Source organism: Dactylosporangium sp. CS-047395, from assembly GCF_050942185.1.
GTDB lineage: Bacteria > Actinomycetota > Actinomycetes > Mycobacteriales > Micromonosporaceae > Dactylosporangium.
The window spans coordinates 11115604-11140336 of the sequence record NZ_CP192015.1 but is presented as its reverse complement, the minus strand read 5'-3'; the positions used below and the strand labels follow the sequence as shown (position 1 = coordinate 11140336).

20 protein-coding genes and 1 pseudogene are annotated in these 24733 nt (G+C 71.4%); 19 read left to right on the top strand and 2 right to left on the bottom strand.

Features of this window, described 5'->3' with window-relative positions; all coding sequences use genetic code 11:
• Positions 1-14 precede the first annotated feature (14 nt).
• Positions 15-401, bottom strand: a complete 387-nt coding sequence (locus ACQP00_RS52040) for a CBS domain-containing protein (RefSeq protein WP_433212199.1) — start codon at positions 399-401, stop codon at positions 15-17.
• A 162-nt stretch (positions 402-563) separates the two neighbouring features.
• On the opposite strand from ACQP00_RS52040, the gene ACQP00_RS52035 reads away from it, so the two are divergent.
• Together ACQP00_RS52035 and ACQP00_RS52030 are read left to right on the top strand one after the other, a co-directional pair.
• Positions 564-1943, top strand: coding sequence for a GuaB1 family IMP dehydrogenase-related protein (locus ACQP00_RS52035; protein ID WP_433224336.1), 1380 nt, complete (start codon positions 564-566; stop codon positions 1941-1943).
• A gap of 107 nt (positions 1944-2050) precedes the next feature.
• Entirely contained in the window at positions 2051-3394 is a 1344-nt protein-coding gene (locus ACQP00_RS52030) for a hypothetical protein (RefSeq protein WP_433212196.1), read from the top strand.
• Here the strand turns inward: ACQP00_RS52030 and ACQP00_RS52025 are convergent.
• Positions 3364-4524 carry a glycosyltransferase family 4 protein gene (locus ACQP00_RS52025; protein ID WP_433212193.1) on the bottom strand — a complete coding sequence of 387 codons (1161 nt, stop codon included), beginning with the start codon at positions 4522-4524 and terminating at the stop codon, positions 3364-3366. The genes ACQP00_RS52030 and ACQP00_RS52025 overlap by 31 nt on opposite strands.
• A 45-nt stretch (positions 4525-4569) precedes the next feature.
• Here ACQP00_RS52025 and ACQP00_RS52020 point away from each other — a divergent pair, with 45 nt between their 5' ends.
• From ACQP00_RS52020 to ACQP00_RS51940, 17 genes and pseudogenes are all read left to right on the top strand, one after another.
• Positions 4570-5430, top strand: a complete 861-nt coding sequence (locus tag ACQP00_RS52020; protein WP_433212190.1) for an Fpg/Nei family DNA glycosylase — start codon at positions 4570-4572, stop codon at positions 5428-5430.
• Between the two features lie 5 nt (positions 5431-5435).
• Entirely contained in the window at positions 5436-6875 is a 1440-nt protein-coding gene (locus ACQP00_RS52015; protein ID WP_433212187.1) for a DUF2142 domain-containing protein, read from the top strand.
• 200 nt (positions 6876-7075) lie between these two features.
• Entirely contained in the window at positions 7076-8584 is a 1509-nt protein-coding gene (locus ACQP00_RS52010) for a sugar transferase (RefSeq protein ID WP_433212184.1), read from the top strand.
• Positions 8585-8598: 14 nt separating this feature from the next.
• Positions 8599-9786 (top strand): sensor histidine kinase, encoded by a 1188-nt coding sequence (locus tag ACQP00_RS52005; RefSeq protein WP_433212181.1) that lies wholly within the window; start codon positions 8599-8601, stop codon positions 9784-9786.
• Positions 9783-10544: a LytR/AlgR family response regulator transcription factor gene (locus ACQP00_RS52000; protein ID WP_433212178.1), complete on the top strand. Its 762-nt coding sequence runs from the start codon at positions 9783-9785 to the stop codon at positions 10542-10544. The genes ACQP00_RS52005 and ACQP00_RS52000 overlap by 4 nt, the downstream gene beginning before the upstream one ends.
• Before the next feature lie 65 nt (positions 10545-10609).
• Positions 10610-11308 (top strand): response regulator, encoded by a 699-nt coding sequence (locus ACQP00_RS51995; RefSeq protein WP_433053858.1) that lies wholly within the window; start codon positions 10610-10612, stop codon positions 11306-11308.
• Positions 11305-12324, top strand: a complete 1020-nt coding sequence (locus ACQP00_RS51990) for a HAMP domain-containing sensor histidine kinase (protein WP_433212175.1) — start codon at positions 11305-11307, stop codon at positions 12322-12324. The genes ACQP00_RS51995 and ACQP00_RS51990 overlap by 4 nt, the downstream gene beginning before the upstream one ends.
• A gap of 477 nt (positions 12325-12801) precedes the next feature.
• Entirely contained in the window at positions 12802-14742 is a 1941-nt protein-coding gene (locus ACQP00_RS51985) for a DUF4153 domain-containing protein (protein ID WP_433212171.1), read from the top strand.
• Between the two features lie 86 nt (positions 14743-14828).
• Positions 14829-15218 carry a hypothetical protein gene (locus ACQP00_RS51980; protein WP_433212169.1) on the top strand — a complete coding sequence of 130 codons (390 nt, stop codon included), beginning with the start codon at positions 14829-14831 and terminating at the stop codon, positions 15216-15218.
• A complete protein-coding gene (locus tag ACQP00_RS51975; RefSeq protein WP_433212166.1) occupies positions 15215-16912 on the top strand; it encodes a cation acetate symporter in 1698 nt (565 codons plus the stop codon). The genes ACQP00_RS51980 and ACQP00_RS51975 overlap by 4 nt, the downstream gene beginning before the upstream one ends.
• A 35-nt stretch (positions 16913-16947) precedes the next feature.
• Positions 16948-17709 carry an ABC transporter ATP-binding protein gene (locus ACQP00_RS51970; protein WP_433212163.1) on the top strand — a complete coding sequence of 254 codons (762 nt, stop codon included), beginning with the start codon at positions 16948-16950 and terminating at the stop codon, positions 17707-17709.
• Entirely contained in the window at positions 17700-19496 is a 1797-nt protein-coding gene (locus ACQP00_RS51965; protein WP_433212160.1) for an ABC transporter permease, read from the top strand. The genes ACQP00_RS51970 and ACQP00_RS51965 overlap by 10 nt, the downstream gene beginning before the upstream one ends.
• A gap of 19 nt (positions 19497-19515) precedes the next feature.
• Complete coding sequence (locus tag ACQP00_RS51960) at positions 19516-20010, top strand: flavin reductase family protein (protein WP_433212157.1); 495 nt, start codon at positions 19516-19518, stop codon at positions 20008-20010.
• A 170-nt stretch (positions 20011-20180) separates the two neighbouring features.
• The gene (locus ACQP00_RS51955) at positions 20181-20564 is read left to right on the top strand and encodes a DUF485 domain-containing protein (protein ID WP_433212154.1); all 384 of its coding nucleotides are present in this window, start codon (positions 20181-20183) and stop codon (positions 20562-20564) included.
• A pseudogene (locus ACQP00_RS51950) lies at positions 20557-22039 on the top strand (solute symporter family protein); the annotation flags it as partial. The gene ACQP00_RS51955 and the pseudogene ACQP00_RS51950, both read left to right, overlap by 8 nt.
• Positions 22040-22402: 363 nt before the next feature.
• The gene (locus ACQP00_RS51945) at positions 22403-23371 is read left to right on the top strand and encodes an NAD-dependent epimerase/dehydratase family protein (protein WP_433212151.1); all 969 of its coding nucleotides are present in this window, start codon (positions 22403-22405) and stop codon (positions 23369-23371) included.
• Positions 23372-23442: 71 nt separating this feature from the next.
• Positions 23443-24672: an LCP family protein gene (locus tag ACQP00_RS51940; protein WP_433212148.1), complete on the top strand. Its 1230-nt coding sequence runs from the start codon at positions 23443-23445 to the stop codon at positions 24670-24672.
• Positions 24673-24733: the final 61 nt, after the last annotated feature.

Below are 24733 nucleotides of genomic sequence, written 5' to 3'. Positions count from 1 at the left end.
GATCGCGCGAAGAATCACGCCGAGATCGACGTCTGGACCCAGACTCGCACGATGTCGCGCACCGAGATGACTCCCAACACATCGTCGCCGTCCAGCACGACCAGGTGACGGAAGCCGCCGCGGACCATCGCGGCCGCGGCCTCCTCGATCGTCCAGGCCGGGCTCGCGTAGACGACCTCCCAGGTGATGTGATCGGCGGCCCGCTCGGTGTCGGGGTCGAGCTCGGTGCCGATCGCGTTGAGGATGTCCCGCTCCGTGATGATGCCCACCCCGGAGCCGTCGGGGTCGACGACGATCGCCGAACCCACCTTTCGCCGGGCCATGAGGGCCGCGGCCTGCCGCAGGGTGTGGTCGGGACCGAGTTGGACGACGGTCGTGGACATTGCTTCGTGTACCTGCATGGTGATCACTCCTCGCAAGGGCACGGCTACGGACATGGTGCCGCCCAGGCCCGGAAGTCTCAAGAGCGCTCACCCGGGTGGGCCGGGCGGCTACAGTTGCCCAACGTGCGGTTTCTCAACGACCAGACGCCCGGGCACGAGCTGACCTACGACGACGTCTTCATGGTGCCGAGTCGCTCGGCCGTGGAGTCGCGGATGCAGGTCGATCTCACCTCACGCGACGGCAGCGGCACGACGATTCCGGTCATCGTGTCCAACATGACCGCGGTGGCCGGGCGGCGGATGGCCGAGACCGTGGCCCGCCGCGGCAGCATCGCGATCATCCCGCAGGACATCCCGATCGACGTCGTGGGTGAGGCGGTCGCCTGGGTCAAGCAGCGCCACCTGGTGCACGACACCCCGATCACGCTCGGCCCGACGGAGACCGTGTCGCTCGCGCTCGACCTGCTGCCGAAGCGGGCCCACGGCGCGGTGATCGTGGTCGAGGACGGCCGCCCGGTCGGCGTGGTCACCGAGGCCGACTGCCACGACGTGGACCGCTTCAGCCAGCTGCGCAGCGTCATGTCGAGCAACCTGCTCACCCTGCCCGACGACGTGACGCCGGAGGAGGCCTTCAACCGCCTGGCCGCCGGCCACCACCGGCTGGCGCCGGTCATCGACCCGGCCGGCCGGCTGGTCGGCATTCTCACCCGCAATGCCGCCCTGCGCGCCACGCTGTACTCACCCGCGACGGACGGCGAGGGCCGGCTGCGCATCGGCGCGGCGATCGGGATCACCGGCGACGCCGCCGGGCGGGCCGACAAGCTGCTCGCGGCCGGCGTGGACGTGCTCGTGGTCGACACCGCGCACGGCCACCAGGAGCGGATGATCAGCACGCTGCGCGCGGTCCGGGCCCTGAACCCGTCCGTGCCGGTCGTCGCCGGCAACGTCGTCACCCGCGAGGGGACGGCCGACCTGATCGCGGCGGGCGCCGACATCGTCAAGGTCGGCGTCGGCCCGGGCGCCATGTGCACCACCCGGATGATGACCGGCGTGGGCCGGCCCCAGTTCTCCGCCGTGCTCGAGTGCGCCGAGGAGGCGCGCCGCCACGGCGGGCACGTGTGGGCGGACGGCGGCGTGCGCCACCCGCGCGACGTGGCCCTGGCCCTGGCCGCCGGGGCGTCCAACGTGATGATCGGCTCCTGGCTGGCCGGCACCCACGAGTCGCCGGGCGACCCGCGGCGCGATGCCGACGGGCGGTTGTACAAGGAGAACTTCGGGATGGCCTCGGCCCGCGCGGTGAGCCGGCGCACGGCCGACGACAGCGCCTACGAGCGGGCCCGCAAGGCCCTGTTCGAGGAGGGCATCTCGTCGTCGCGGATGTACCTGGATCCGCGCCGCCCGGGCGTGGAGGACATCCTCGACGAGATCGTCGCCGGCGTCCGCAGCGCGTGCACCTACGCGGGTGCGGCCGATCTCGCCGAGTTCGCCGGGCGGGCTACTGTCGGTGTGCAGAGCGCCGCGGGGTACGCGGAGGGCAAGCCGCTCGATGTCTCCTGGTAGATGACCTTGCGGTGGACCTCGGAAATACCTCAAAGACCGGATGGTCCCGTCACTTGCGGTTCACGTAAGGTGCGTGTCGTGAAGCTCGCTCGCGACCCTCTCGGCTTGTGACGACAAGGCCGTTGCTGCGCCGCTTGCAGGGTCTGCGCGGCGCCTCCCGCTTCGTCGGCGCGGGTCTGCTCGACCAGGTCGTCATCGCCGCGGCCAACTCGGCGAACACGCTCCTGGGCGGCATCCTGCTGCCCAAGGAGCAGTTCGGCGCGCTCGCGCTGGCGCTGGCCGTCGGGTATTTCGCGATGTACTTGAACCGCGCCGTCGTCGGCGACGTGCTGCTCGCGCTCGCGTCCCGCTACGACGGGGAGCCCCGGATCCGCCTGGCCCGCAACGGCCTGGCCACCGCCCTGTGCTCCGGTCTCGTCGCCACCGTCGTCTTTGTCGTGCTCTGGGCCGCGTGGCCGAACAGTGGCGAGATCGACCTGCACGAGCTCATCTGGCTCGCCCCGTTCATGATCCCGGTGATGCTGCACGACACCGCGCGCTGCGACTACCTGGCCGATCGGCGGCCCGACAAGGCGCTCGGCATCGACCTGGTCTGGGCCGGCACGCAGGCCGTGCTGGTCGTGATCATGATCCTGACGCACAGCTCCAGCGCCGGCGGCCTGCTCTCGGTCTGGGGGATCGGGGCGACGGCCGGCATCACGGTCTACCTGCTGCGGGAGAAGCGGCTGCCGTGGTCGGGCAACCCGCTGGCGTGGCTCAGCGAGACCCGGCACCTGTCGAGCTGGTTCACCGTGACGGCGATCGTGGCCCAGATCCAGGTGCTGGCGATCAGCTTCGTGGTGGCCGGTCGGCTGTCCAAGGTCGACCTGGGCAACCTGCGCTTCGTGCAGACCGTGCAGTTGCAGCCGGTACAAAATCTGATCACGGCCGTCCAGAGCCTGCTGGTGCCGCGGGCCTCGCGCAATGCCGCCGACGCGGCCAAGCCCGGCCCCGAGGGCATCGAGGCGGCGGCCGTCCTGCGCCGCCAGACCCGCACCCTCGCGACGGCGTTCGCGGTGCTGGGGGCGCTGATGGTGCTGATCGTCTGGCCGATCGTCTCCTACGTGCTCGTGCACACCCACAAGTTCTCCGAGGCGGCCCCGCTGGCCCTGCCGATCGCCCTGCAGGGCGCGGTCTACCTGCTGCAGGTGCCGTTCACGGCGGCGATGCGCGGCATGCACCGGGCCCGGATGCTGTTCCTGCAGTACGTCGTGTTCGCCGTGGTCTCGCTCAGCGGCCTGACCCTCGGTGCGGACCTCGGCGGCCTGCACGGCGCCGCGTGGGGCCTGCTGACCGGGTCCACGGCCGGCCTGATCTGCATGGTGGTGCTGTACCTCTACGCGCTGCGCTGGGTCGGCCCGCCCGCCGGCGCCCCCGCCGCTCAGCCCCGCCCGGCGACGATCTCCCGGTAGACCCCGACGAGCCGCTCGGTCAGCACGTCCGGGGCGAACTCGGTCTCGTAGCGGGCCCGGGCCACCGGCGCCAGCGCGTCCGCCCCGGCCCAGGCCTTGACCAGCCCCTCGGCCATGGCGGTGGGCTCCGGCTCGACCACCCAGCCGGCGTCCCCGGCCAGATAGGGCAGCCCGCCCCGGTCGGTCACCAGCACCGGCCGGCCGCCCGACAGCGCCTCCAGGACGATCGTCGGCAGCACGTCGTGCCAGGTGGAGGCGGCGATCACGCACGCCGCCCGGCCGATCTCGGCGCGCACCGCCGCGTTGTCGACCGGGCCGACGTACGTCACGTCCTCCCGGTTCGCGGCGGCCCGTTCGGCCAGCGGGCGCAGCGGGCCGTCGCCCACGATCCGCAGCGGCCCGAGCTCCCCGTCGGCGTGCCGCGACCAGGCGTCCAGCAGCAGCTCGAGGCCCTTCTCAGGGGACAGCCGGGCGGCGTAGAGGAAGCCCTTGCCGGGCTCGGTGGCGGCGCCCGCGTCCGGGATGCCGTTGGGCTTGACGGTGATCCGCTCGGCCGGGATGCCGAAGTCGACCAGGTGCGCGGCGATCCGGTCGGTCAGCGCGATGAACCGGTCCACCTGCTTCCAGGTGCTTCGGTGGTACGCCAGCGTGGCCGCCATCACCGCCGACTGCGCCTTGGAGCCGCGGTAGCAGGTGTGGGCCACGGCCGGCAGCGGAAACGCCTTGCCGCGGCACTCGGTGCAGATGTGCCCGTCGCGGAAGTACAGGCCGGGCGCGCACACCTGCCGGTAGTTGTGGACCGTGTGCACGACCGGGACGCCGTGCGCGTGGGCCGTCTTGACCACCGAGGGTGACAGCAGCGGGTATGGATTGTGCAGGTGCAGGACGTCCGGCCGCTCGGTCTTCAGCAGCGTGGCCAGCGCCTTCTGCGACTCGCCGTTGCGGATCGGCGACAGCGGCAGCAGCACCTTCTGGGCCGTTGAGAACGTGCCGATCTCGTCCGAGCTGCGCAGGAACGGCAGCACGGTGACCCCGGCCGCGCCCAGCTGGGCGATCTCGGCGTCGACGATCACGTTCTCGCCGGACGGCTGCCCGGACGCGTACCTGTTGTGGGCGACGACGACCTTCATGATGAGGGCAAGCCTACGGACCGATGGGTGAGGCAGACTGTACGGGTGCCCGAGCTTCCCGAGGTCGAGGCGCTCGCCGCGTTCCTGCGGGAGCGCGCCGCCGGCCACACCATCGACCGCATCGAGGTCTCCTCGCTCAGCGCGCTGAAGACCTTCGACCCGCCGATCACCGCCGCCGCCGGCCAGACGCTCACCGGAGCGTCCCGGCACGGCAAGTTCCTCGACATCCACGTGGGTGACGAGCTCCATCTCATCGTCCACCTGGCCCGCGCCGGCTGGCTGCATTACCGCGACTCGTTCAACGCGAAGACGCCGCTCAAGCCGGGCTCCGGGCCGATCGCGGTGCGCGTCCGGCTCGACGACGAGTCCGGGTTCGACCTGACCGAGGCCGGAACCAAGAAGAGCCTCGCCGCGTACTTCGTCAAGGACCCCGGCCTCGTGCCCGGCATCGCCCGCCTGGGCCCGGACGCGCTCGCGGTCAACGTCGACGAGTTCGCCGCGGCCATGCGCTCGCGCAAGGGCCAGATCAAGGGCGTGCTGACCGACCAGACCATCCTGGCCGGGGTCGGCAACGCGTACTCCGACGAGATCCTGCACGCGGCCAAGATGTCCCCGTTCGCGCTCACCAACAAGATCACGGACGAGCAGATGGCCCGGCTGCACGACGCCATGCGCGCGGTGCTGACCGGCGCCGTCGAGCGCTCGGTCGGGCAGAAGGCGGCCACGCTCAAGTCCGAGAAGCGCTCCGGGCTGGCCGTGCACGCGCGCACCGGACTGCCCTGCCCGGTGTGCGGCGACACGGTGCGCGAGGTCTCGTTCGCGGACACGTCGCTGCAGTACTGCCCCACCTGCCAGACCAACGGCAAGCCCTTGGCGGACCGGCGGTTGTCGAAGCTCGTACGCTGAGCCGCGTGCGTCGTGCGTTCCTCGTGGCTTTCGCCGCGTTCTTCCTCCTCGGTGCGGCGTGGGCCCTCGCGCTGCCGGTGAACGGGACCTACGACGAGAAGCAGCATCTCGTCCGGGCCTACGCGGTCTGGGACGCCCAGTGGCTGCCGCACGACCGCACGGCGGACGCCAGCGGCATCGTGACCAGCGCGTTCGTCGGTCCGCGGAGCCTGCTGCCGGAGAACGCCGACTGCACCTTCATCGACAAGCCGGTCTACCACCCGGCGTCCTGCCTGGTGACGACCGGTGACCGGACCGAGACGCTGGTGCCGAGCGCGGCCGCGCGGTACAGCCCGGTGTACTACGCGCTGGTCGGCCTGCCGCTGCGGATCAGCCCCGACGGCACCGGCCTGATCTGGGCCCGGCTGCTGTCGGCGGCGCTGTCGGCCGCGCTGCTCGCGGCGGCGGTGGCGATCGCGCCCGGCCGGCTGGAGCGGCTCGCCGTGGTGCTGGTCACGACCCCGATGCTGGCCGACCTGGCCGGCTCGATCAACCCCAACGGGCTGGAGATCAGCGCGGCCGTGCTGCTCTTCGTGGCGCTGCTGCACCGCCGATTCGCCCTGGCCGGAGTGGGTGCGCTGCTGCTGTTCACCGTCCGCGACCTGGGGCCGTTCTTCGCGCTGGCGGACATCGCGCTGGCGCTGTTCGTGACCCGGCAGCATCCCCGGGTGCTGCTCCGGCGGGCGTTCCTCGTCCCGGCCGCCCTGGGTGCGGCCTTCGCGGTGTTCTGGGCCGCGGTCGCGTCGCGGAGCAGCGACCTCGACGCGGGCCGGCCGATCCCGCCGACGAGCTCGGGCGCGATCCTGTCCGACATCGCGGACGGCCGCGCCGAGTTCTGGGCCCGGCAGATCATCGGCCAGTTCAACTATGGCGAGACCACGATCTCGATCGCCGTCATCGGTCTCTGGTACGTCCTGTGCCTCGCCCTGGTCGCGCCCGCCCTCGTCCTCGGCGACCGCCGCCTGCGCCTCGGCATCGCGACGGCCTTCGTCGGCAGCGCCGCCCTGCTGGTGGCCCTGGAGTTGTACTTCGCGCCGAAGGTCGGGCAGTTCGCCCACGGCCGGTACGTGATGCCCCTCGGCGTGGGGGTGATCCTGCTCGCCCCGGTCGCTGCCGGTTACTCAGGGTGGCTGTCCGGATCGCGCTGGCGGGAACGGGCGGTGCTGGTGGCGGCGGCACTGACGGTACCGATGCAGCTCTATGCCCTTGCTCGGGTCATGACACGCTTCGACCGCGGCATCTCGGCCGGACTCAACCCGTTCGGGGGATCGTGGACTCCCCCGTTGGGGAGCGCGGTGCCGCTTCTGTGTGCTTTGGTGGGTGCTGGGCTACTCGGGGTGATTGTCACGCGCAGTTCTGTCCGCCCTACGCCAGTGCACTCGACAGCGCTAACGTTCAGCAACTAGTGTCGGCCGGTCGTCATCGGTTGCTACGGCGCTCATGGGACACTTTGCACGAGCTTTCCGGTGCCCGTGAACTTCGCAGCCGAACTTCACAACCGGCCGAGCAGAGCTGTGCCGCGATTCTTGGTCGCGGCGCGAGAGGACGCACTGAGGTGACCGCTAGTCTCCAACGTCCGGCCACCCCGCCGAGCCGGAGATCGACCTTGGGTGAACTCGACAGCTTCGAGATTCTTCCTGATCACGCTGTGGTGCCAACGGGTCCGAACGGCGTGCCGCGATCGGGCTGGCAACGGGCCAAGCGGCTGGCTCGGTGGCACCGGCCGTACGGGGCCATCCTGGTCCTGCTCGACATGGGCGCGGCCGCGCTCGCCTCGCTGACCGCCGCGGCCAACCTGCCCAAGGCCGACTCCGGCTTCCAGAACAGCCCCGAGCTCTTCGGGCTCGTCGCCTACCTGCTGCTGCCGGCCGTGTGGCTGCTCGTGCTCTGGGGCCACGGCTGCTACGACCGCCGCTACCTGGGCGCCGGCACCGACGAGTTCAAGCGGGTGGTCCGCGCCTCGTGGTCGGTGGTGGCGATCGTCGCCTTCGCGGCCTTCGCCTTCAAGGTCGACGTCTCCCGGTTCTCGGTCGGCTCCGCGCTGGTCGGCGGCCTGGTCTTCGTGCTGATCTTCCGGTACATCGCGCGCCGCGCCCTGGCCCTCGCCCGCACCAAGTTCCACCTCGCGACCCACCGCATGCTGCTCATCGGCACCCTGCAGGAGGCGCTGGAGGTGCACGCGGCGATCGCCCGCGACCCCGCCGCCGGCCTGGTGCCGGTCGGCATCCACCTGACCGAGGGCTACGCGCCGCGGCCGAGCACGGTGACCCCGGTGCCCGTGCACGCCGGCCGCGACATCCTCTCCCTGGTCCGCGAGCTCAACGCCGACACGATCGCGGTCTGCGGCTCGGCCAGCGCCGAGCCCGTGGAGCTGCGCCGGCTCGCCTGGCAGCTCGAGGGCACCGGCATCGACCTCGCCGTGGCGCCCCAGCTGACCGACATCGCCGGCCCGCGCGTGCACATCCGCCCGATCGAGGGCATCCCGCTGCTCTACGTCGAGGAGCCCAAGCTCTCCGGCCTCGGCTGGCTGTTCAAGAACATCATCGACCGCGTCCTGGCCCTGCTCGGCCTGCTCATCTGCCTGCCGCTGTTCCCGTTCGTGGCGCTGGCCATCAAGCTCTCGGACCGCGGCCCGATCTTCTTCCGCCAGCCCCGCATCGGCCGCGAGGGCAAGACGTTCAAGGTCTGGAAACTGCGGACGATGTACGTCGACGCCGAGGAGCGCCTGGCCACGCTCAGTGACCAGAACGAGAGCGACGGCCTGCTCTTCAAGATGAAGAACGACCCGCGCGTGTTCCGGGTCGGCCGCTGGCTGCGCGCCTCCTCGATCGACGAACTGCCGCAGCTCATCAACGTGCTCATGGGCGAGATGTCGCTGGTCGGCCCGCGCCCGCTACCGGCCGAGGACGGCGACTTCCTGGGCGACGTGCGCCGCCGCCTGCTGGTCCGCCCGGGCATCACCGGCCTCTGGCAGGTCTCCGGGCGCAGCGACCTGAGCTGGGACGACGCGGTCCGGCTGGACCTGTACTACGTGGACAACTGGTCGCTGGTCCTGGACCTGCACACCATGTGGCGCACGATCTGGGTCGTGGTCTTCCGTAAGGGCGCGTACTAGCTGACGATGTCGGCGTGGCTGCCAACCTCGTCGCCGGGCTGATCGTCGTCGTGCTCGTGTGCGCGCTCGGCGGTGCGGTCTACGCCGTGATCCGGCATCGTGGCCGCCGGGCCATCGCGACCGCGGCGCAGCGGGCCACGTACGACGTGCTGCACATCGCCGAGCTCGCCGCCGAGCCGCTGCGCAACGGGCTCACCGAGGTCGCGGCCGGGAAGGCCATCCGGCACCTGCGGACGCTCACCGGGGCCGCCGGCATCGCGGTCACCGACGCCCGGCGGGTGCTCGCCTTCGACGGGATCGGGGAGCATCACCGGGATCACGCGGCGGCCGCGGCGGTCAAGGCCGTCGCCGCCGGGCGGCCCACCGTGCTGTCCGGCCGGGATCTGCCCTGCGACCTGGTGGACTGTCCGATCCGGGGTGCGGTGGTGGTGCCGCTGGCGCAGCGGGAAGGGGCCCTCGTGGCGCTCTCCGACGGGCCGCCGGCGCCGGGGCTGGTGCAGGCGACGGCCGAGACCGCGCGGTGGGTCGGGACGCAGCTGGCCCTGGCCGAGCTCGACACCTCGCGGGCGCGGCTGGCCCGGGCCGAGGTGCGGGCGCTGCGGGCGCAGATCAGCCCGCACTTCATCTACAACGCGCTGACGGCCATCGCGAGCTTCGTGCGCACCGACCCGGAGCTGGCGCGGGAGCTCATCCTCGAGTTCGCGGAGTTCACGCGGTACAGCTTCCGGGCCCACGGAGAATTCACCACGCTCGCCGAGGAACTGCGATCCATCGACCGATACCTCACCATCGAGCGGGCCCGCTTCGGTGAGCGGCTGCAGGTGCGGCTGCAGATCGCGCCCGAGGTGCTGCCGGTGACGTTGCCGTTCCTGTGCCTGCAGCCGCTGGTCGAGAACGCGGTGCGGCACGGGCTGTCACGCAAGCCCGGGATGGGGACGGTCAGCATCGTGGCCCGCGACGCCGGGGCCGAGTGTCACATCACGGTCGAGGACGACGGAGTCGGCATGGACCCGGCCGCCCTGCTCACCGCCGACGACACCGGCGCCGACGCGGGCCAGCACGTGGGCTTGCGCAACGTCGACGATCGGCTACGTTCGGTTTTCGGGGACGGGTTCGGCGTCGTGGTGGAGACCGCGCCCGATGCCGGCACCAAGGTGAGCATGCGCGTGCCGAAGTTCCACCCGGGGGTGAGTTCACATTGAGTGATCACGGCTTTCTGCGCGTGCTGGCCGTCGACGACGAGGTGCCGGCGCTGGACGAGCTCGCGTACCTGCTGCGGGCCGATCCCCGGGTCGGCCGCCTGCACTGCGCCGGGGACGCGACCGAGGCGCTGCGGGTGCTGCGCGACGCCGACGTCGACGCGGTGTTCCTGGACATCCGCATGCCGGGGCTCGACGGGATGGAGCTGGCCCGGGTCCTCGGCCGGTTCGCCAAGCCGCCGGCGGTCGTGTTCGTCACGGCGTACGACGACCGCGCGGCCGAGGCGTTCGACCTCGGGGTCGCCGACTACGTGCGCAAGCCGGTGCGCGCCGACCGCCTCGCGGAGTCCATCCGGCGGGTGCTGGCCACCCGGCTCGTGCCCACCCACCCCGCCGTGGCCGCGCGCCGCGACCGCCAGGACGACCCGACCATCCCCGTCGAGCTCGCCGGCACGACCCGGATGCTGCCGCGCTCGTCGGTCCGGTGGGTCGAGGCGCAGGGCGACTACGCGCGCCTGCACACCGCCGACGCCTCGCACCTCGTCCGGGTGTCGCTGGCCACGCTGGCCGAGCGGTGGGCCGATGCCGGATTCGTCAGGATCCATCGCTCGTACCTCGTGCAGCTCAAGCTCATCACCGAACTGCGCATGACCAACACGGGGTACGTGGTGCTGATCGACGACCACGAGCTGCCCGTATCGCGTCGTCACACTCGGGAGTTGAAAGATCGCCTGGTGCGAGCGGCGAAGTCGTGGGGCTGAGGTCTTCACAGATCCTGCACATCGCCGACTGAGGGCCTGCACGTCACGGGCCTACGCTCAGGTACATGAACCCAGGTGGTGAGCGGCGCCGCGTGCTCGTCGTGGACGACGAGCGGATGATCGCGGAGTCGATCGCGGTACGGCTGCGGGCCGAGGGCTTCTCCGTCGACACCGCGCACGACGGCCCCTCCGCGGTCGCCGCCGCCCGGCTCATCCGCCCGGACCTCGTGGTGCTCGACGTGATGCTGCCCGGCTTCGACGGCCTCGAGGTGTGCCGGCGCATCCAGGCCGAACGTCCGGTGGCGGTGCTCATGCTCACCGCCCGCGACGACGAGAACGACCTGCTCGTCGGGCTGGCCGTCGGCGCCGACGACTACCTGACCAAGCCGTTCTCGATGCGCGAACTGGCCGCCCGGGTGCACGTGCTGCTCCGCCGGCTGGAGCGGCTCGCCCAGGTGCAGCCCGACCCCAACCAGACCCCGATCGTCCTCGGCGACCTCGAGATCAACCGGGCGCAGCGCCGCGTCACCCGGGCCGGCATCGAGGCCCACCTCACCCCGACCGAGTTCGACCTGCTGGTCAATCTCGCCAGCCGGCCGCGCACGGTCCTGCCCCGCGAGCGCCTGCTGGCCGAGGTCTGGGGATGGGCGGATGCTTCCGGCACCCGTACCGTCGACAGCCACATCAAGGCCCTGCGCCGCAAACTCGGTGCCGACCTGATCCGCACGGTCCACGGTGTCGGCTATGCCCTGGAGTCCGCATGACACGCCTGGCTGACCTCCTCCCGCGCCCGCTCGACCCGCTGCGCTCGATCAAGCTCAAGCTCGCCGTGCTGCTCCTCGCCTCGGCCTGCGCGGGTCTCGGCGTGTTCTGGATCGGCATCGGCTGGATCCCGCCGAACACGACCTACATCGCGCTGACCGTCGGCCTGGTCACCTCCCAGGTCCTGGCCCACGGCGTGACCCGCCCCCTGCGCGAGATGACGGCGGCCGCCCGCGCGATGGCCCGCGGCGACTACTCGACCCGGGTCCGCGCCACGTCGCGCGACGAGGTCGGCCAGCTGGCGGTCGCCTTCAACCAGATGGTCGGCGAACTGGCCGCCGCCGACCAGCAGCGCCGCGAGCTGATCGCCAACGTCTCCCACGAGCTGCGGACGCCGATCTCCGCCCTGCAGGCCATGCTGGAGAACATCGTGGACGGCGTGGCCGAGCCCGACCCGGCCACGCTGCGCACCGCACTGGCCCAGACCGAGCGCCTGGGCCACCTGGTCACCGAACTGCTGGACATCTCCCGCCTGGACGCGGGCGTCGTACCCCTTGATCGCGAGCTGTTCCACATCGAGGACCTCTTGCACGAGGTGGTGGCCGAGGCCGAGGTGAAGGCGACGGCGGCCGGCTACAAGGTGGACTACCTGTCCTGCTCGTTCCCGGAGAACGCCCTGATCCGCGCCGACCGCGCGCGCCTGCACCACGTCCTGACCAACCTCGTCGACAACGCCACCAGACACAGCCCCGACGGCGGCACGGTGACCATCCTGGGCCGCCGGGAACCGGGCCGAGTCATGATCGAGGTCGCCGACGAGGGCCCGGGCATCCCGCACGCCGAACGGGAGCGCGTGTTCGAACGCTTCACCCGGGGCGCCCGCGCCTCGGGCGGCGGCACGGGCCTGGGCCTGGCGATCGCCCAGTGGCTGACGCAGTTGCACGACGGGACGATCGCGGTCGTCGAACAGCCGGACGACCTGCCAGGCTGCCGAATCCGCGTGACGCTGCCCGCGTAGTCCTCCGCACTTCCGTTTGGTTCGTGACGGCCGCCGCTCCGGCCGATCGCGCAATGCCGCGCGCGCATTTCCGTTCCCCGTGGCCGTCACCGTCGCGGTCGCGGTCGCGGTCGTCGTTGCCGTTGTTCGTCGCGGTCGCGGTCGCCGTTGCCGTTGTCGACGTCGTTGCTCGTTGCTCGTTGCCGTTGGTCGTTGCCGTTGCTGACGTCGTTGCCGTTGCTCGATCGCCCTGTGTGAGGAGCTCACCGAGTCATGTCCGAAACGCCAGAGCAGCCCGCGAAGCCGTCCGGATCCCAAGCCGCCCCGGGAGCGCCGCCCGGTGCCGCGTCATCGCCATCGCCCTCATCGCCGCCGTTGCCATCGCGATCGCCCTCATCGTCGCCGTCGCCGTCGCCATTGCAGTCGCCATTGCCATCGCCATCGCCGGCCGGGGGATTCGCACCGCCCGGGCAGCAGGCGGGACAGCAGGCGGGGCAGGTGGCGGGGCAGGTGGCGGGGCAGGTGGCGGTGGCCACGCGACCGCCCGGCACGTTCGCACCCCGGCCGCCGGGCCCGCTTTCGCCGCCGCCGCTGCCGAATCCGGCGCTGATGAACCCGTTCCGCCTGGGCCCGCCGCCGCCGACCCTGTGGCAACGGGCCTGGCCGGTGCGGAGCCCGGCCGCGAGCAGCACCGCGCTGTACGGGGCGCTGGTCGCCGCGATCGTCGCCGCCGTCGCCCTGCCCCCGGACCGGCCCGGCATCGGCTGGCCCATCGCGGGCCTGGGCGTGCTGGTGCCGCTGGCCGTGCTCCTCGTGCGCCGCCAACCGGCCAGGACCGCGCAGCGGGTGGAGTCGCTGCTGTGGTGCGTGGCCGCGCTGGCGCTGCTGTCGGTCGGCTTCTTCCGGGCCGCCGAGTGGCTGTTCACGTTGAGCGCCCTGACCGCCTTCGGCTGCCTGGCCCTCGCCGTCGGCCTGCACCGCCGCATCCCCGCGGTCCTGGTCGCTCCCTTCAACCTCGTCTTCGCCGCCTTCCGCGCCGTCCCCTGGTCAGCCGCCGGCCTGACCAGACCGACCCGCACAGCACCCACCGCGCCGAGCACACCCACCGCATCGGAAGGACCAACCGCCTCGCCAGGTGCAGGGCCGGCAGCGGTTCAGCCCGGCGCCAACGAGCCCACAACGACCGCAGGATCGAGCGCGGCCACCACCGCGTCGAGCAATGACCGCACGGCGACTCGATCCGGCGAAACCGCGAGGAGTCACGCCGGCGGGGTCGTGGGTGGCCAGGCAGCCACGGTCGGCAGTGGCCAGGCAGCCACGGTCGGCAGTGGCCAGGCAGCCACGGTCGGCAGTGGCCAGGCAGCCACGGTCGGCAGCGGTCAAGCGGGCGATGCAGTCGAGGCCGACGGGCACGGCAACAAGGCCCTCCGGCTACTGGCCTCCATAGCGATCGGTATAGCCCTCCTAATACTCTTCGGCGCCCTCTTCGCCAGCGCGGATGCCGGTTTCGCGCGGGTCGTGGACGCGATCATCCCGTCGGTCGACGCCGACGTCATCGTGCGTTGGGCGCTGGTCGGCATGGCCGCCGCCGGCTTGGCGTTGGGTGCGGCGTTCCTGGTGGCGAACCCCTCGGCGGTCGGGGAACGAGCGCCGCGGGCCAAGGCCGTCCGCACAGTCGAGTGGCTGGTTCCAGTAGGGGCCGTGCTCGCGATCTTCCTGCTGTTCGTCGCCGTGCAGCTGACGGTGCTGTTCGGGGACCGCGACTACGTCATGCGCACCGTCGGGCTGACGTTCGCGGAATACGCCCGGAAGGGCTTCTGGCAACTCCTCGTCATCACCCTACTCACGCTCGGTGTCATCGCGGTGTCAGCCCGCAAGGCCCCGCCCGAGGACCGCAACCTGCTCCGCGCCACGCTCGGGCTCCTCGCGGCCTGCGCGCTCGTCGTGGTCGGCTCGGCCCTCTGGCGCATGAACGTGTACGAGCAGGCGTACGGCTTCACCAGGCTCCGCGTCTTCGTCAGCACCGTCGAGCTGTGGCTCGGCAGCCTCTTCGTGCTGGTCATGATCGCCGGCCTGGCCAGGAAGCGCGGCGAGCAGCCGAACACCTGGCTCGGCCGGGCGGCCGTCGGCCTCTGGGTGATCACCCTGCTCAGCCTCGCCGCGATCAACCCCGACCGCCTCATCGCCGCGCACAACGTGGCCCGGGCCGATCGGAGCAACGCCGACATCTGGTACCTGCGCACGCTCTCCGCCGACGCCGCCGAAGAGCTCGACAAGCTGCCGCCGGGCGCCCGGGAGTGCGCGCTGCAGGACATCCGGGGAGACCTGACCGAGAACGAAGACGACTGGCGCGCGTGGAACCTGGCACGGGCCCGCGCGCGTCAGATCGTTCCGGAGCCGGTTGCGCCGGGGGAGTACCCCTGTTATCGGCGGTACTGAAGGAAGGAAACCGAGCGAGGGCCGACGTTCAAACGGGGGACGTCGGCCCTTGCTTTTGTCGCTCGCCCGTTGCGAGACTGCCGTCCATGGAGCCGCCGACTCCGCGCGTCAGGGTGGTGCTCGGAGACGTCTCCCGGGCCCCGATCCACCCTGCTCCGGCCCGCGTCGAGCTGGAGGAGCAGAGCCCGGTCGGCACCGCCCTCGCCCGCGGGCTGGTGCGGGCCCAGCTCTCCGTGGCCGTGCGGCTCTCGGCCGTCGTCGCGGTCGGGCTCGGCGGGCTGCCGTTGCTGTTCGCGGCGGTGCCCGCGGTCGCGCACGCCCGGCTCTTCGGGGTCTCGCTGCCGTGGCTGCTGCTCGGCGTGCTGGCCTATCCCTTCCTCTACCTGGTCGGCGCGGTGTACGTGCACCTGTCCGAGAAGAACGAGCAGGAGTTCGTCGCGCTCGTCGAGGACCGCGGCCAAAACCCCAAGGCATGAATCAGTACTCGGTCGCGGCCGTCGTCGTGGTCACCCTCGCGACCGTGGCCATCGGCATCTACGGGCTGCGGTTCGCGCGCACGACGTCGGATTTCCTCGTCGCCTCGCGGATGGTCAGCCCGACCTGGAACGCGGCCGCGATCAGCGGCGAGTACCTGTCCGCGGCCAGCTTCCTCGGCGTCGCCGGACTGGTCCTCAAGCACGGCGTCGACCTGCTCTGGTACCCGGTCGGGTTCGCGGCCGGCTACCTCGCGCTGCTGCTGTTCGTGGCCGCGCCGCTGCGCCGCTCGGGTGCGTTCACGCTGCCCGACTTCTGCGAGGTACGGCTGCGGTCCAAGCGCCTGCGCAAGCTCGCGACGGCGTTCGTGATGTTCATCGGCTGGCTGTACCTCGTCCCTCAGCTGCAGGGCGCCGGCCTCACCCTGCAGACGGTGACCGGCGCCCCCTACGCCCTCGGCGCGCTGCTCGTCGGCGTGGTGGTGACGCTGAACGTGGCCCTCGGCGGGATGCGCTCGATCACCTTCGTGCAGGCGTTCCAGTACTGGCTGAAGCTCACCGCCCTCGCCGTGCCCTTCGTGTTCCTGGTCATGCAGTGGCAGGCTGACGGCCACCCCACCCTGACCGCGCCCGACGGGCCCCGCTTTCCCGCCGTCACGACCGTCGACGTGGATCACGACACCCGGATGACGATCGGCGAACCGACCATGGTCGACGGGCACGGCCTGGTCGACGGCGTGCTGACCAACGGCACCCTGCTGCTGACCCCCGGCGAGCACACGGTCACGGAAGGTGCTCGGCTGGTGTTTCCAGAAGCGGCCGCGGTACCGCAAGTGGTCGACGTCACCGCCGACTCGCCCGCCGAGTGGCTGCTGCCCGGCGACGACCCGCAGGACCTGTTCGGCACCTACTCGCTCATCCTGGCCACGTTCCTGGGCACCATGGGCCTGCCGCACGTGCTCGTGCGCTTCTACACCAACCCGGACGGGGCGGCCGCGCGCCGGACCACCCTCGTCGTGCTCGGCCTGGTCGGGGTGTTCTACCTGACCCCCACGTTGTACGGCGCGCTCGGCCGGATCTACACGCCGCAGCTGCTCATGACCGGCAACACCGACGCGGTCGTGCTCCTGCTGCCCCAGGCCGTGCTCGGCGGCGGCGTCACCGGGCGGCTGCTGAGCGCGCTCGTGGCGGCCGGGGCGTTCGCGGCGTTCCTGTCCGCCTCGTCCGGCCTGCTCACCAGCGTGGCCGGCGTGCTGTCGACGGACGTGCTCGGGCACGGCTCGGTGCGCGACTTCCGGCGCTCGGCGTTGCTCGCGGGCGTGGTACCGCTGCTGCTCGCCCTGTTCGTCGCCAGCCTCGACGTGTCGCAGGTCGTCGGCCTCGCGTTCGCCGTCGCCGCGTCGAGCTTCTGCCCGCTGCTGGTGCTCGGCATCTGGTGGCGCGGGCTCACCGCGGTCGGGGCGGCGGCCGGGATCGTGGTGGGCGGCGGGGCGGCCGCAACCGCGGTGCTGCTCACCGTGCTGGGCGGCCCGCTGGACGGCTGGGCGGGCGTGCTCACGGCCCAACCGGCCGCCTGGTCCGTGCCGTTGGCCTTTCTGGTCATGATTCTGGTCTCCCTGCTGACAAGGCACCGTTTGCCCGCGGGCGTCGGAGCGATCATGCTTCGCCTGCACGCGCCCGATGCGCTGCGCTTGTAGTGGCGAGGGTGGACACCGTGACCTACGTTCGAAATGTGACGAGCGGGCCGAATTCGGCTCTCGCGCTGCGGGGGCTCACGAAGCGTTTCGATGACAAGGTCGCGGTCGCCGGGGTCGACCTCGACGTGCCGACCGGGTCGTTCTTCGGGCTGCTGGGCCCGAACGGCGCCGGCAAGACCACCTCCCTGTCGATGGCGGTCGGGCTGCTGCGCCCCGACGCCGGGCACGCGTACGTGCTCGGGCACGACGTGTGGTCCGATCCGGTCGAGGCCAAGCGGCGCCTGGGCGCGCTGCCGGACTCCGCGCGGATGTTCGACCGGCTGTCCGGCAGTGAGCTGCTCGCGTACACCGGGCTGCTCCGCGGTCTTCCCCAGGACGTGGTGGACGCCCGGGCCGCCGAACTGCTCGACGTGCTCGGCCTGGCCGACGCCGGGCGGACGCTGGTCGTGGACTACTCGGCCGGCATGAAGAAGAAGATCGGCCTGGCCTGCGCGCTGCTGCACGCGCCGCGGCTGCTGGTGCTCGACGAGCCGTTCGAGGCGGTCGACCCGGTGTCCGGCGCGCTCATCCGGGACATCCTGATCCGCTACGTGCGCAACGGCGGCACGGTCATCTTCTCCAGCCACGTCATGGCCGTGGTCGAGAAGCTGTGCACGCACATCGCGATCCTGGCCGACGGGCAGATCAAGGTCGTCGGCACCACCGAGCAGGTCCGCGGCGGCCGCGAGCTCGAGGACGTCTTCGTCGACGTGGTCGGCGGCCGCGTGTCGACCGGCGCGGAGCTGTCGTGGCTGTGACCGGCGGCCCCGGCGAGCCCGGCGGCGTGCCCGGGCCCGGCCTGATCCCTCAGCAGCGGCCCGCCCCGGCGGAGCCCCCGTCGCTGCGCCCGCACGAGCCGATTCCGACAAGCCAACCGCGCATCTTGTACTTCGTGCGCCTCAAACTGCGCATCATCGGCAACTCGCTGCGGCCCGGCCGATCGCACGCGGCCGACTCGGCGGGCAAACGCCTCGGCCGGCACTCGCGGCTCATCCTGTTCATCTTCGGCGCGCTGTTCGGCCTGTGGGGCGCGTTCATCGGCTTCGCCGCGTTCGCCGCGAGCAGCCTGGCCAATGACACGCTGCGCCCGACCGTGGCCGCCTTCGCCGGCGCCGCGCTCGTGCTCGCCTGGATCTTCGTGCCGCTGCTGTTCTTCGGCGTCGACGAGACCCTCGACCCGGCCCGGTTCGCGCTGCTGCCGGTGCCGCGCCGCACGCTGATCGGCGGCATGCTGGCGGCGGCGTTCGTGGGCATCCCGCCGACGGTCACGCTGCTGGCCACCTTCGGCTCGGTGATCGGCGCCGCGATGCAGGGCGGCGTCGGGGCCGTGCTCGTCGCGGTCGTGGGCGCGGCCGTCGGGCTGGGCGTGTGCGTGGCCGCGAGCCGGGCGGTGACCAGCGCGTTCGCCCGGATGCTGCGCTCCCGCCGGGTCCGCGACCTGGCCGCGCTGCTCATCGCGCTGCTGGGCATCTCGTGCAATCCGGTGTTCCAGCTCGTCTTCGCGCTCGTCCAGCACGGCGAGTCGCGGCAGGCCACCACGGTCGGCGAGGTGCTGTCGTGGACGCCGCTGGCCGCACCGTACGTCGCCTACGCCGACGCCATCGCCGGCGACTGGGCCCTCGTCCCGGTGCGCCTGCTGATCGGCGTGGCCGGCATCGCCCTGCTGCTGTGGTGGTGGTCGCGGACCATCGAGTCGGCCATGGTCGGCAGCGCCGCCGGTCCGGGCGCGAAGAACCGGGCGGCCGGCGGCGAGACGCCGGTGCGCGCGTTCGTCCCGCGGATCGTGCGGTTCCTGCCGGTCGGGCGGTTCACCGCGCTGCTCTCCCGCGAGCTGCGGTACTGGCTGCGCGACCCCCGCCGCCGCGCCAGCCTGATCTCGCTGCTGGCGGCGTCGGTGGTCATCCCGTTCGCCTTCACCTTCAGCTTCAACGGGGGCGAGTCCCAGCGCGCCTCGCTGAGCCAGGGCGCGCTGGTGTTCTCGCTGATGTTCGCGGGCGCGTTCGTCGGCCTGGTGCTGGTGAACCAGTTCGGCAACGACGGCACCGCCTACGCCCTGCACATGCTCACCGCCGTCCCCGGCCAGGTCGAGCTGGCGGCCCGCGCCGTGGCCGTGGGCATCCTGGCGTTTCCGCTGCTGCTCGCCGGTACCATCGCGGCTTCGATCTTGAGTGGGCACGCCGATCAGCTGCCGGCGGCCATCGGGGTCGGCCTGTGCGCCTTCGGCATCTCGGTGGGCGCGGCGGGCATCACGTCGGTCCTGGCGCCGTATCCGATGCCGGACTCGACCAATCCGTTCGCGATGAACAGCGGCCGGGGCGGGGCCAAGGGGCTGCTGTCGTTCGTGAGCATGTTCGCCACCTGGATCCTCACCGCGCCGCTGGCCGTCGCGTTCGTGCTGCTGCCCGACGGCGCGTCCTGGATCCTGCTGCCGCTCGGGCTGGCCTGGGGCTTCGCGATCGCCTGGCTGGGCACCCGGCTGGCCGGCAACGTGCTGCAGCGGCGCGCGCCGGAGGTCCTGTCCGCGGTGACCCCGAAGCGGGCCTGACGACCGGGAGAATGGGGGCGTGAGCATTCACGCCTCCGACCCGTTCGCGACCCCCGACGAGCTCAAGTCGCCCGTGCGGCGCCTGCGCGGGCGACTCCCGGCCGCGGTCACGCTGTGGACGGCCGCCGGCGACCGCGGCTTGACGGTCTCCTCGCTGCTGGTGGTGGACGGCGACCCGGGCCGCGTCCTGGGCCTGATCGACGACGAGAGCGACTTCTGGACCGCGGCCGAAGCGGCGGGGCGCTTCGCGGTGAGCCTGCTGACCGCCGAGGACCGCCAGCTCGCCGACAAGTTCGCGGGCCTGATGCCGGCGCCGGGCGGGCTGTTCGCGACCGGCGAGTGGGACCGCACCGACTTCGGTCCGGTGCCGCGGGGCCGCTCGTGGGCCGGCTGCCGGCTTGTCGGCGCCGAGGCCAAGGGGTGGTCGCTGCTCGTCGAGGGTGAGCTCGAGCGCATCGAGCTGGGCGAGGCCGGCGTGGCGCTGGTGCACGAGCGGGGTCGCTACCGCGGCTGAGCGATGTTTCGAGAACACCGGTAACCGGTGTGATCGGTGTCACTCGGCGCACGGACGGTGCCGTTCGGCGCACATGCGGTACCGATGCGTCGGAAAGATCTTTATAGATGCCTGCCGGGTTCCTAGCGTGCGCGGTTACCCACACCCCCAATGGCAGGTGGTGATCAACCATGAGCACCGAGACCCCGGCCGGCACGGATGCCGACGAGAACCGCTACGTCGCCGTCGCCAACACGCCGGAGTTCGACACGCTGCGCCGCACGCTGCGCCGCTTCGTGTTTCCCGTTTCCGCCGCGTTCCTGGTCTGGTACGCGCTGTACGTGCTGATGTCCGCATACGCCCGCGACTTCATGAGTGCCAAGGTCGTCGGGCACATCAACGTCGCCCTGATTTTCGGGTTGCTGCAGTTCGTCTCGACGTTCCTCATCGCGTGGCTCTACGCGCGGTACGCCGAGCGCCGGATCGACCCGCTGGCCGACGATCTGCGGGCCAAGATCGAGGGCACCCCGGCCCCGGCCGCCGCCCCGGTGACGGATGGAGACGCCGATGCCTGACATTCTCGCCGCAGCCTCGGTGACCACCCAGCGGACGCTGACCCTGACGCTGTTCGTGATCCTGGTCGGCGTCACCCTCGGGATCACCATCTGGGCCAGCCGGCAGAACAAGACGGCGGCTGACTTCTACGCCGGCGGCCGCTCGTTCAGCGGTTTCCAGAACGGCATGGCGATCGGCGGCGACTACATGTCGGCCGCCAGCTTCCTCGGCATCGCCGGCATCATCGCGCTCAACGGCTACGACGGCTTCCTCTACAGCATCGGCTTCCTGGTCGCGTGGCTGGTCGCGCTGCTGCTGGTGGCCGAGCTGATGCGCAACTCGGGCCGCTACACGATGGCCGACGTGCTCGCCTACCGCATGCGGCAGGCGCCGGTGCGCACCGCGGGCAGCATCTCGACGATCATCGTGTCGATCTTCTACCTGCTCGCCCAGATGGTCGGTGCCGGCGCCCTCGTGGCCCTGCTGCTGGGCATCAAGGCCGGCGACACGTTCATGGGCATGAGCGCGGAGACGGCCAAGATCGTCACGATCGCGCTCATCGGCGTGCTGATGATCGTGTACGTCACGGTCGGCGGCATGAAGGGCACGACCTACGTGCAGATCGTCAAGGCGTTCATGCTGATGATCGGCGCCCTGGTGCTGACCCTGCTCGTCCTCGCGCACTACAAGTTCAACCTGTCGAGCCTGCTCGGCGAGGCGGCGGCGAAGTCGGGCCGCAACCCGACCGAGTCGTTCCTGGAACCGGGGCTGCGCTACGGCCGCGAGTTCGCCGGGAACGCCACGGCGACCCTGGTGAGCAAGCTGGACCTGATCTCGCTCGGCCTGGCCCTGGTGCTCGGCACCGCCGGCCTGCCGCACATCCTGATCCGCTTCTACACCGTCCCCAACGCCAAGGCGGCCCGCAAGAGCGTCGTCTGGGCGATCGGCCTCATCGGCGTGTTCTACCTGATGACCCTGGCGCTGGGCTTCGGTGCCGCGGCGCTGGTCGGCCGCCAGGCGATCGTCGCGCAGGACGCGGCCGGCAACACGGCCGCACCACAGCTCGCCCAAGTGCTGGGGCAGGACTATCTCGGCGGTGACTTCGGCGGCTCGCTGCTGCTGGCCATCATCGCCGCGGTCGCCTTCGCCACCATCCTCGCCGTGGTCGCCGGGCTCACCCTGGCCTCCTCGTCCTCGCTGGCGCACGACCTGTACGCCAACGTGATCAAGCGGGGCCAGACGGACGAGCGGCAGGAGGTCGTGGTCGCGCGGTACTCGGCGTTCGTGATCGGCGCCGTGGCCATCGTGCTCGGCATCGTCGCGCGCAACCTCAACGTCGCCTTCCTGGTGGCGCTGGCGTTCGCGATCGCCGCGTCGGCGAACCTGCCGGCGATCCTGTTCTCGCTGTTCTGGAAGCGGTTCAACACCCGCGGCGCGACCTGGGGCATCTACGCCGGCCTCATCTCGGCCGTCGGCGTGGTGCTGATGAGCCCGATCGCCTGGGGCGGCGTCAGCGACGCCCGCACCCCGGCCACGCTCACCGCGGCCCAGGCCAAGGAGTGCGGGGTGGCCCAGACGTCGAAGGAGGTCTCCAACGCCACGGCGCTGTTCAGCTGCACCACGGCGGCGCCGATCCCGCTGGAGAACCCGGGGCTGATCTCGATCCCGATCGGGTTCATCTTCGCCGCCATCGGGGCGATGACCAGCAAGGAGCGGGACCCCAAGAAGTACGCGGAGCTGGAGGCCCGGTCGCTGACCGGCGCCGGCGCGCACTGACGATCCGATCCAGATGAGTGCTGGGTCCGGGGGCGCCGCCGAGCCCCCGGGCCCCGTACCGGGACACGCTAGGCTGTCGGTCATGGTCGTTGCGCAGCGTTACGGCGAGGGTCACCGTGTTCTTCTGACCGGTGGTGCCGGGTTTGTCGGCTCCCACCTCGCGGATGCCCTGATCGCCCGAGGGGCCGAGGTTGTCGTGGTCGACAACTTCCTTACGGGGAGTAAGGACAACGTCGCGCATCTGCACGACAACCCGCGCTTCACGCTGGTCGAGGCGGACGTCACCGAGCCGCTGCCGGCCGTCGACGCCCTGAGCGCGCGCTTCGACGCGATCATGCACTTCGCCTCGCCGGCCAGCCCGACCGACTTCGAGTCGCTGCCGATCGAGATCCTGCGGGTCGGCTCGCTGGCCACCCTCCAGCTGCTCGAGCGCGCGGTCAACGACGGCGCCCGGTTCATCATGGCCTCGACCTCCGAGGCGTACGGTGACCCGCTGGTCCACCCGCAGCCCGAGACCTACTGGGGCAACGTCAACCCGATCGGCATCCGCAGCGTCTACGACGAGGCCAAGCGGTTCTCCGAGGCGGCCGTCATGGGCTACCACCGCCGCCGGGGCGCCGACGTGGGCATCGTGCGGATCTTCAACACGTACGGCGAGCGCATGCGCCCCGACGACGGCCGCGCCATCCCGACCTTCATCTCGCAGGCGCTGCGCGGCGAGGCGATCACGGTGCACGGCACCGGCACCCAGACCCGCTCGATCACCTACGTCTCCGACCTCGTGCGCGGCATCCTGCTGCTGCTCGACTCGGGCGAGACCGGCCCGGTCAACTGCGGCACCACGCACGAGATGACGATGCTCGAGCTGGCCGAGACGATCGTGCGGATTTGCGACAGCTCCTCCCGGGTGGCGCTCATCGCCCGCACCGCGGACGACCCGGAGCGCCGCCGCCCCGACCTGACCAAGGCCCGTGAGCTGCTCGGTTACGCGCCCACCGTGGGCCCGGAAGAGGGACTCGCGCGCACCGTGGAGTACTTCCGCAACCGCTGAGCTCTCCCGGGTTCGTGCCGCGCCCGCCGCGCTTACGTGGCGTGGCGGCGCGGGGTTCGTATCGTGGATGTATGCCCACCACGCCCGCCTCTCGCGGCCCGTCCTCGGGTCGCGCCTCGGTGCCCGGCGCGCTCACTCCGACGTCGGGCGCCCGTGCCCGCGTCTCCCGAGCCAACGCCCCTACGAGCCCGTCGTCGCCTGGCGTGTACGGCCGGCCGGGTTCACCGCCGCCGCCCGACCGTCCCGGACGCACGCCCGGGAACGGCGGCCAGTACTCCGGCCGCAAGAAGATCCGCCCGCGCTGGGGCCGCATCGCCCTGGTCGCCGGGGCCGGCATCCTCGTGCTGGCGCTGCTCGCCGGGCTCGGCGGGTACATCTACTACCGCAACGTCGACGCCGGCCTCAACCGCGACGACCCGTTCTCGCAGATCACCGACGGCCGCCCGCCCAAGGTGGCCGACGGCGCGCTGAACATCCTGCTGCTGGGCAGCGACTCCCGCGACCCCGACAACGGCGGCAAGGCGGGCGAGTGGCGCACCGACACGATGATCATGTTGCACATCCCGGCCGATCACCAGAAGGCCTACCTGATCTCGATGCCGCGCGACCTCTACGTGCACATCCCCAAGAGCAAGACGACGCCGTACGGCAACACGAACGCCAAGCTCAACGCGTCCTTCTCGTGGGGTGGCACACCGCTGACCGTGCAGACGATCGAGGAGTACACGAAGGTCCGGATGGATCACGTGCTGCTCATCGACTTCGGCGGCTTCAAGCAGGTCATCGACGCGCTCGGCGGCATCGACATGAACATCGAGAAGGACATCACCTCGATCCACCCGCCGAAGCGGCAGTTCAAGAAGGGCATGAACCACCTCAACGGCGACGAGGCGCTGGACTACGCGCGGCAGCGCTACCAGTTCGCGGACGGCGACTTCGCCCGCATGCGGCACCAGCAGGAGATGATGAAGGCCATCCTGGACAAGGCGGTCAGCTCCGGCACGGTGACCAGCCCGACCAAGCTCAACTCGTTCCTCAAGGCCGTCACCAAGGCGATGACCGTCGACAAGGACTTCTCGCTGGCCGACATGGCGCTGCAATTCCGCAACCTCCGCAGTGACGACCTCACGTTCATGGTCAGCCCGAACGACGGCAGCAAGAAGATCGGCGGCGAGGACGTCGTGGTGCCGGACAAGGAGAAGGCGACCTCGCTCTACGACGCCGTGCGCAACGACAAGATGGCCGACTGGATGGCCACCAACGGCCCGAAGCCGTCGGCGGCACCGTCGAAGGCGAAGTAGTACCGGCGTAAATCGGAAAAGCCCGGGCATGTCCCCCCTGGTGCGGGGTTGCATGCCCGGG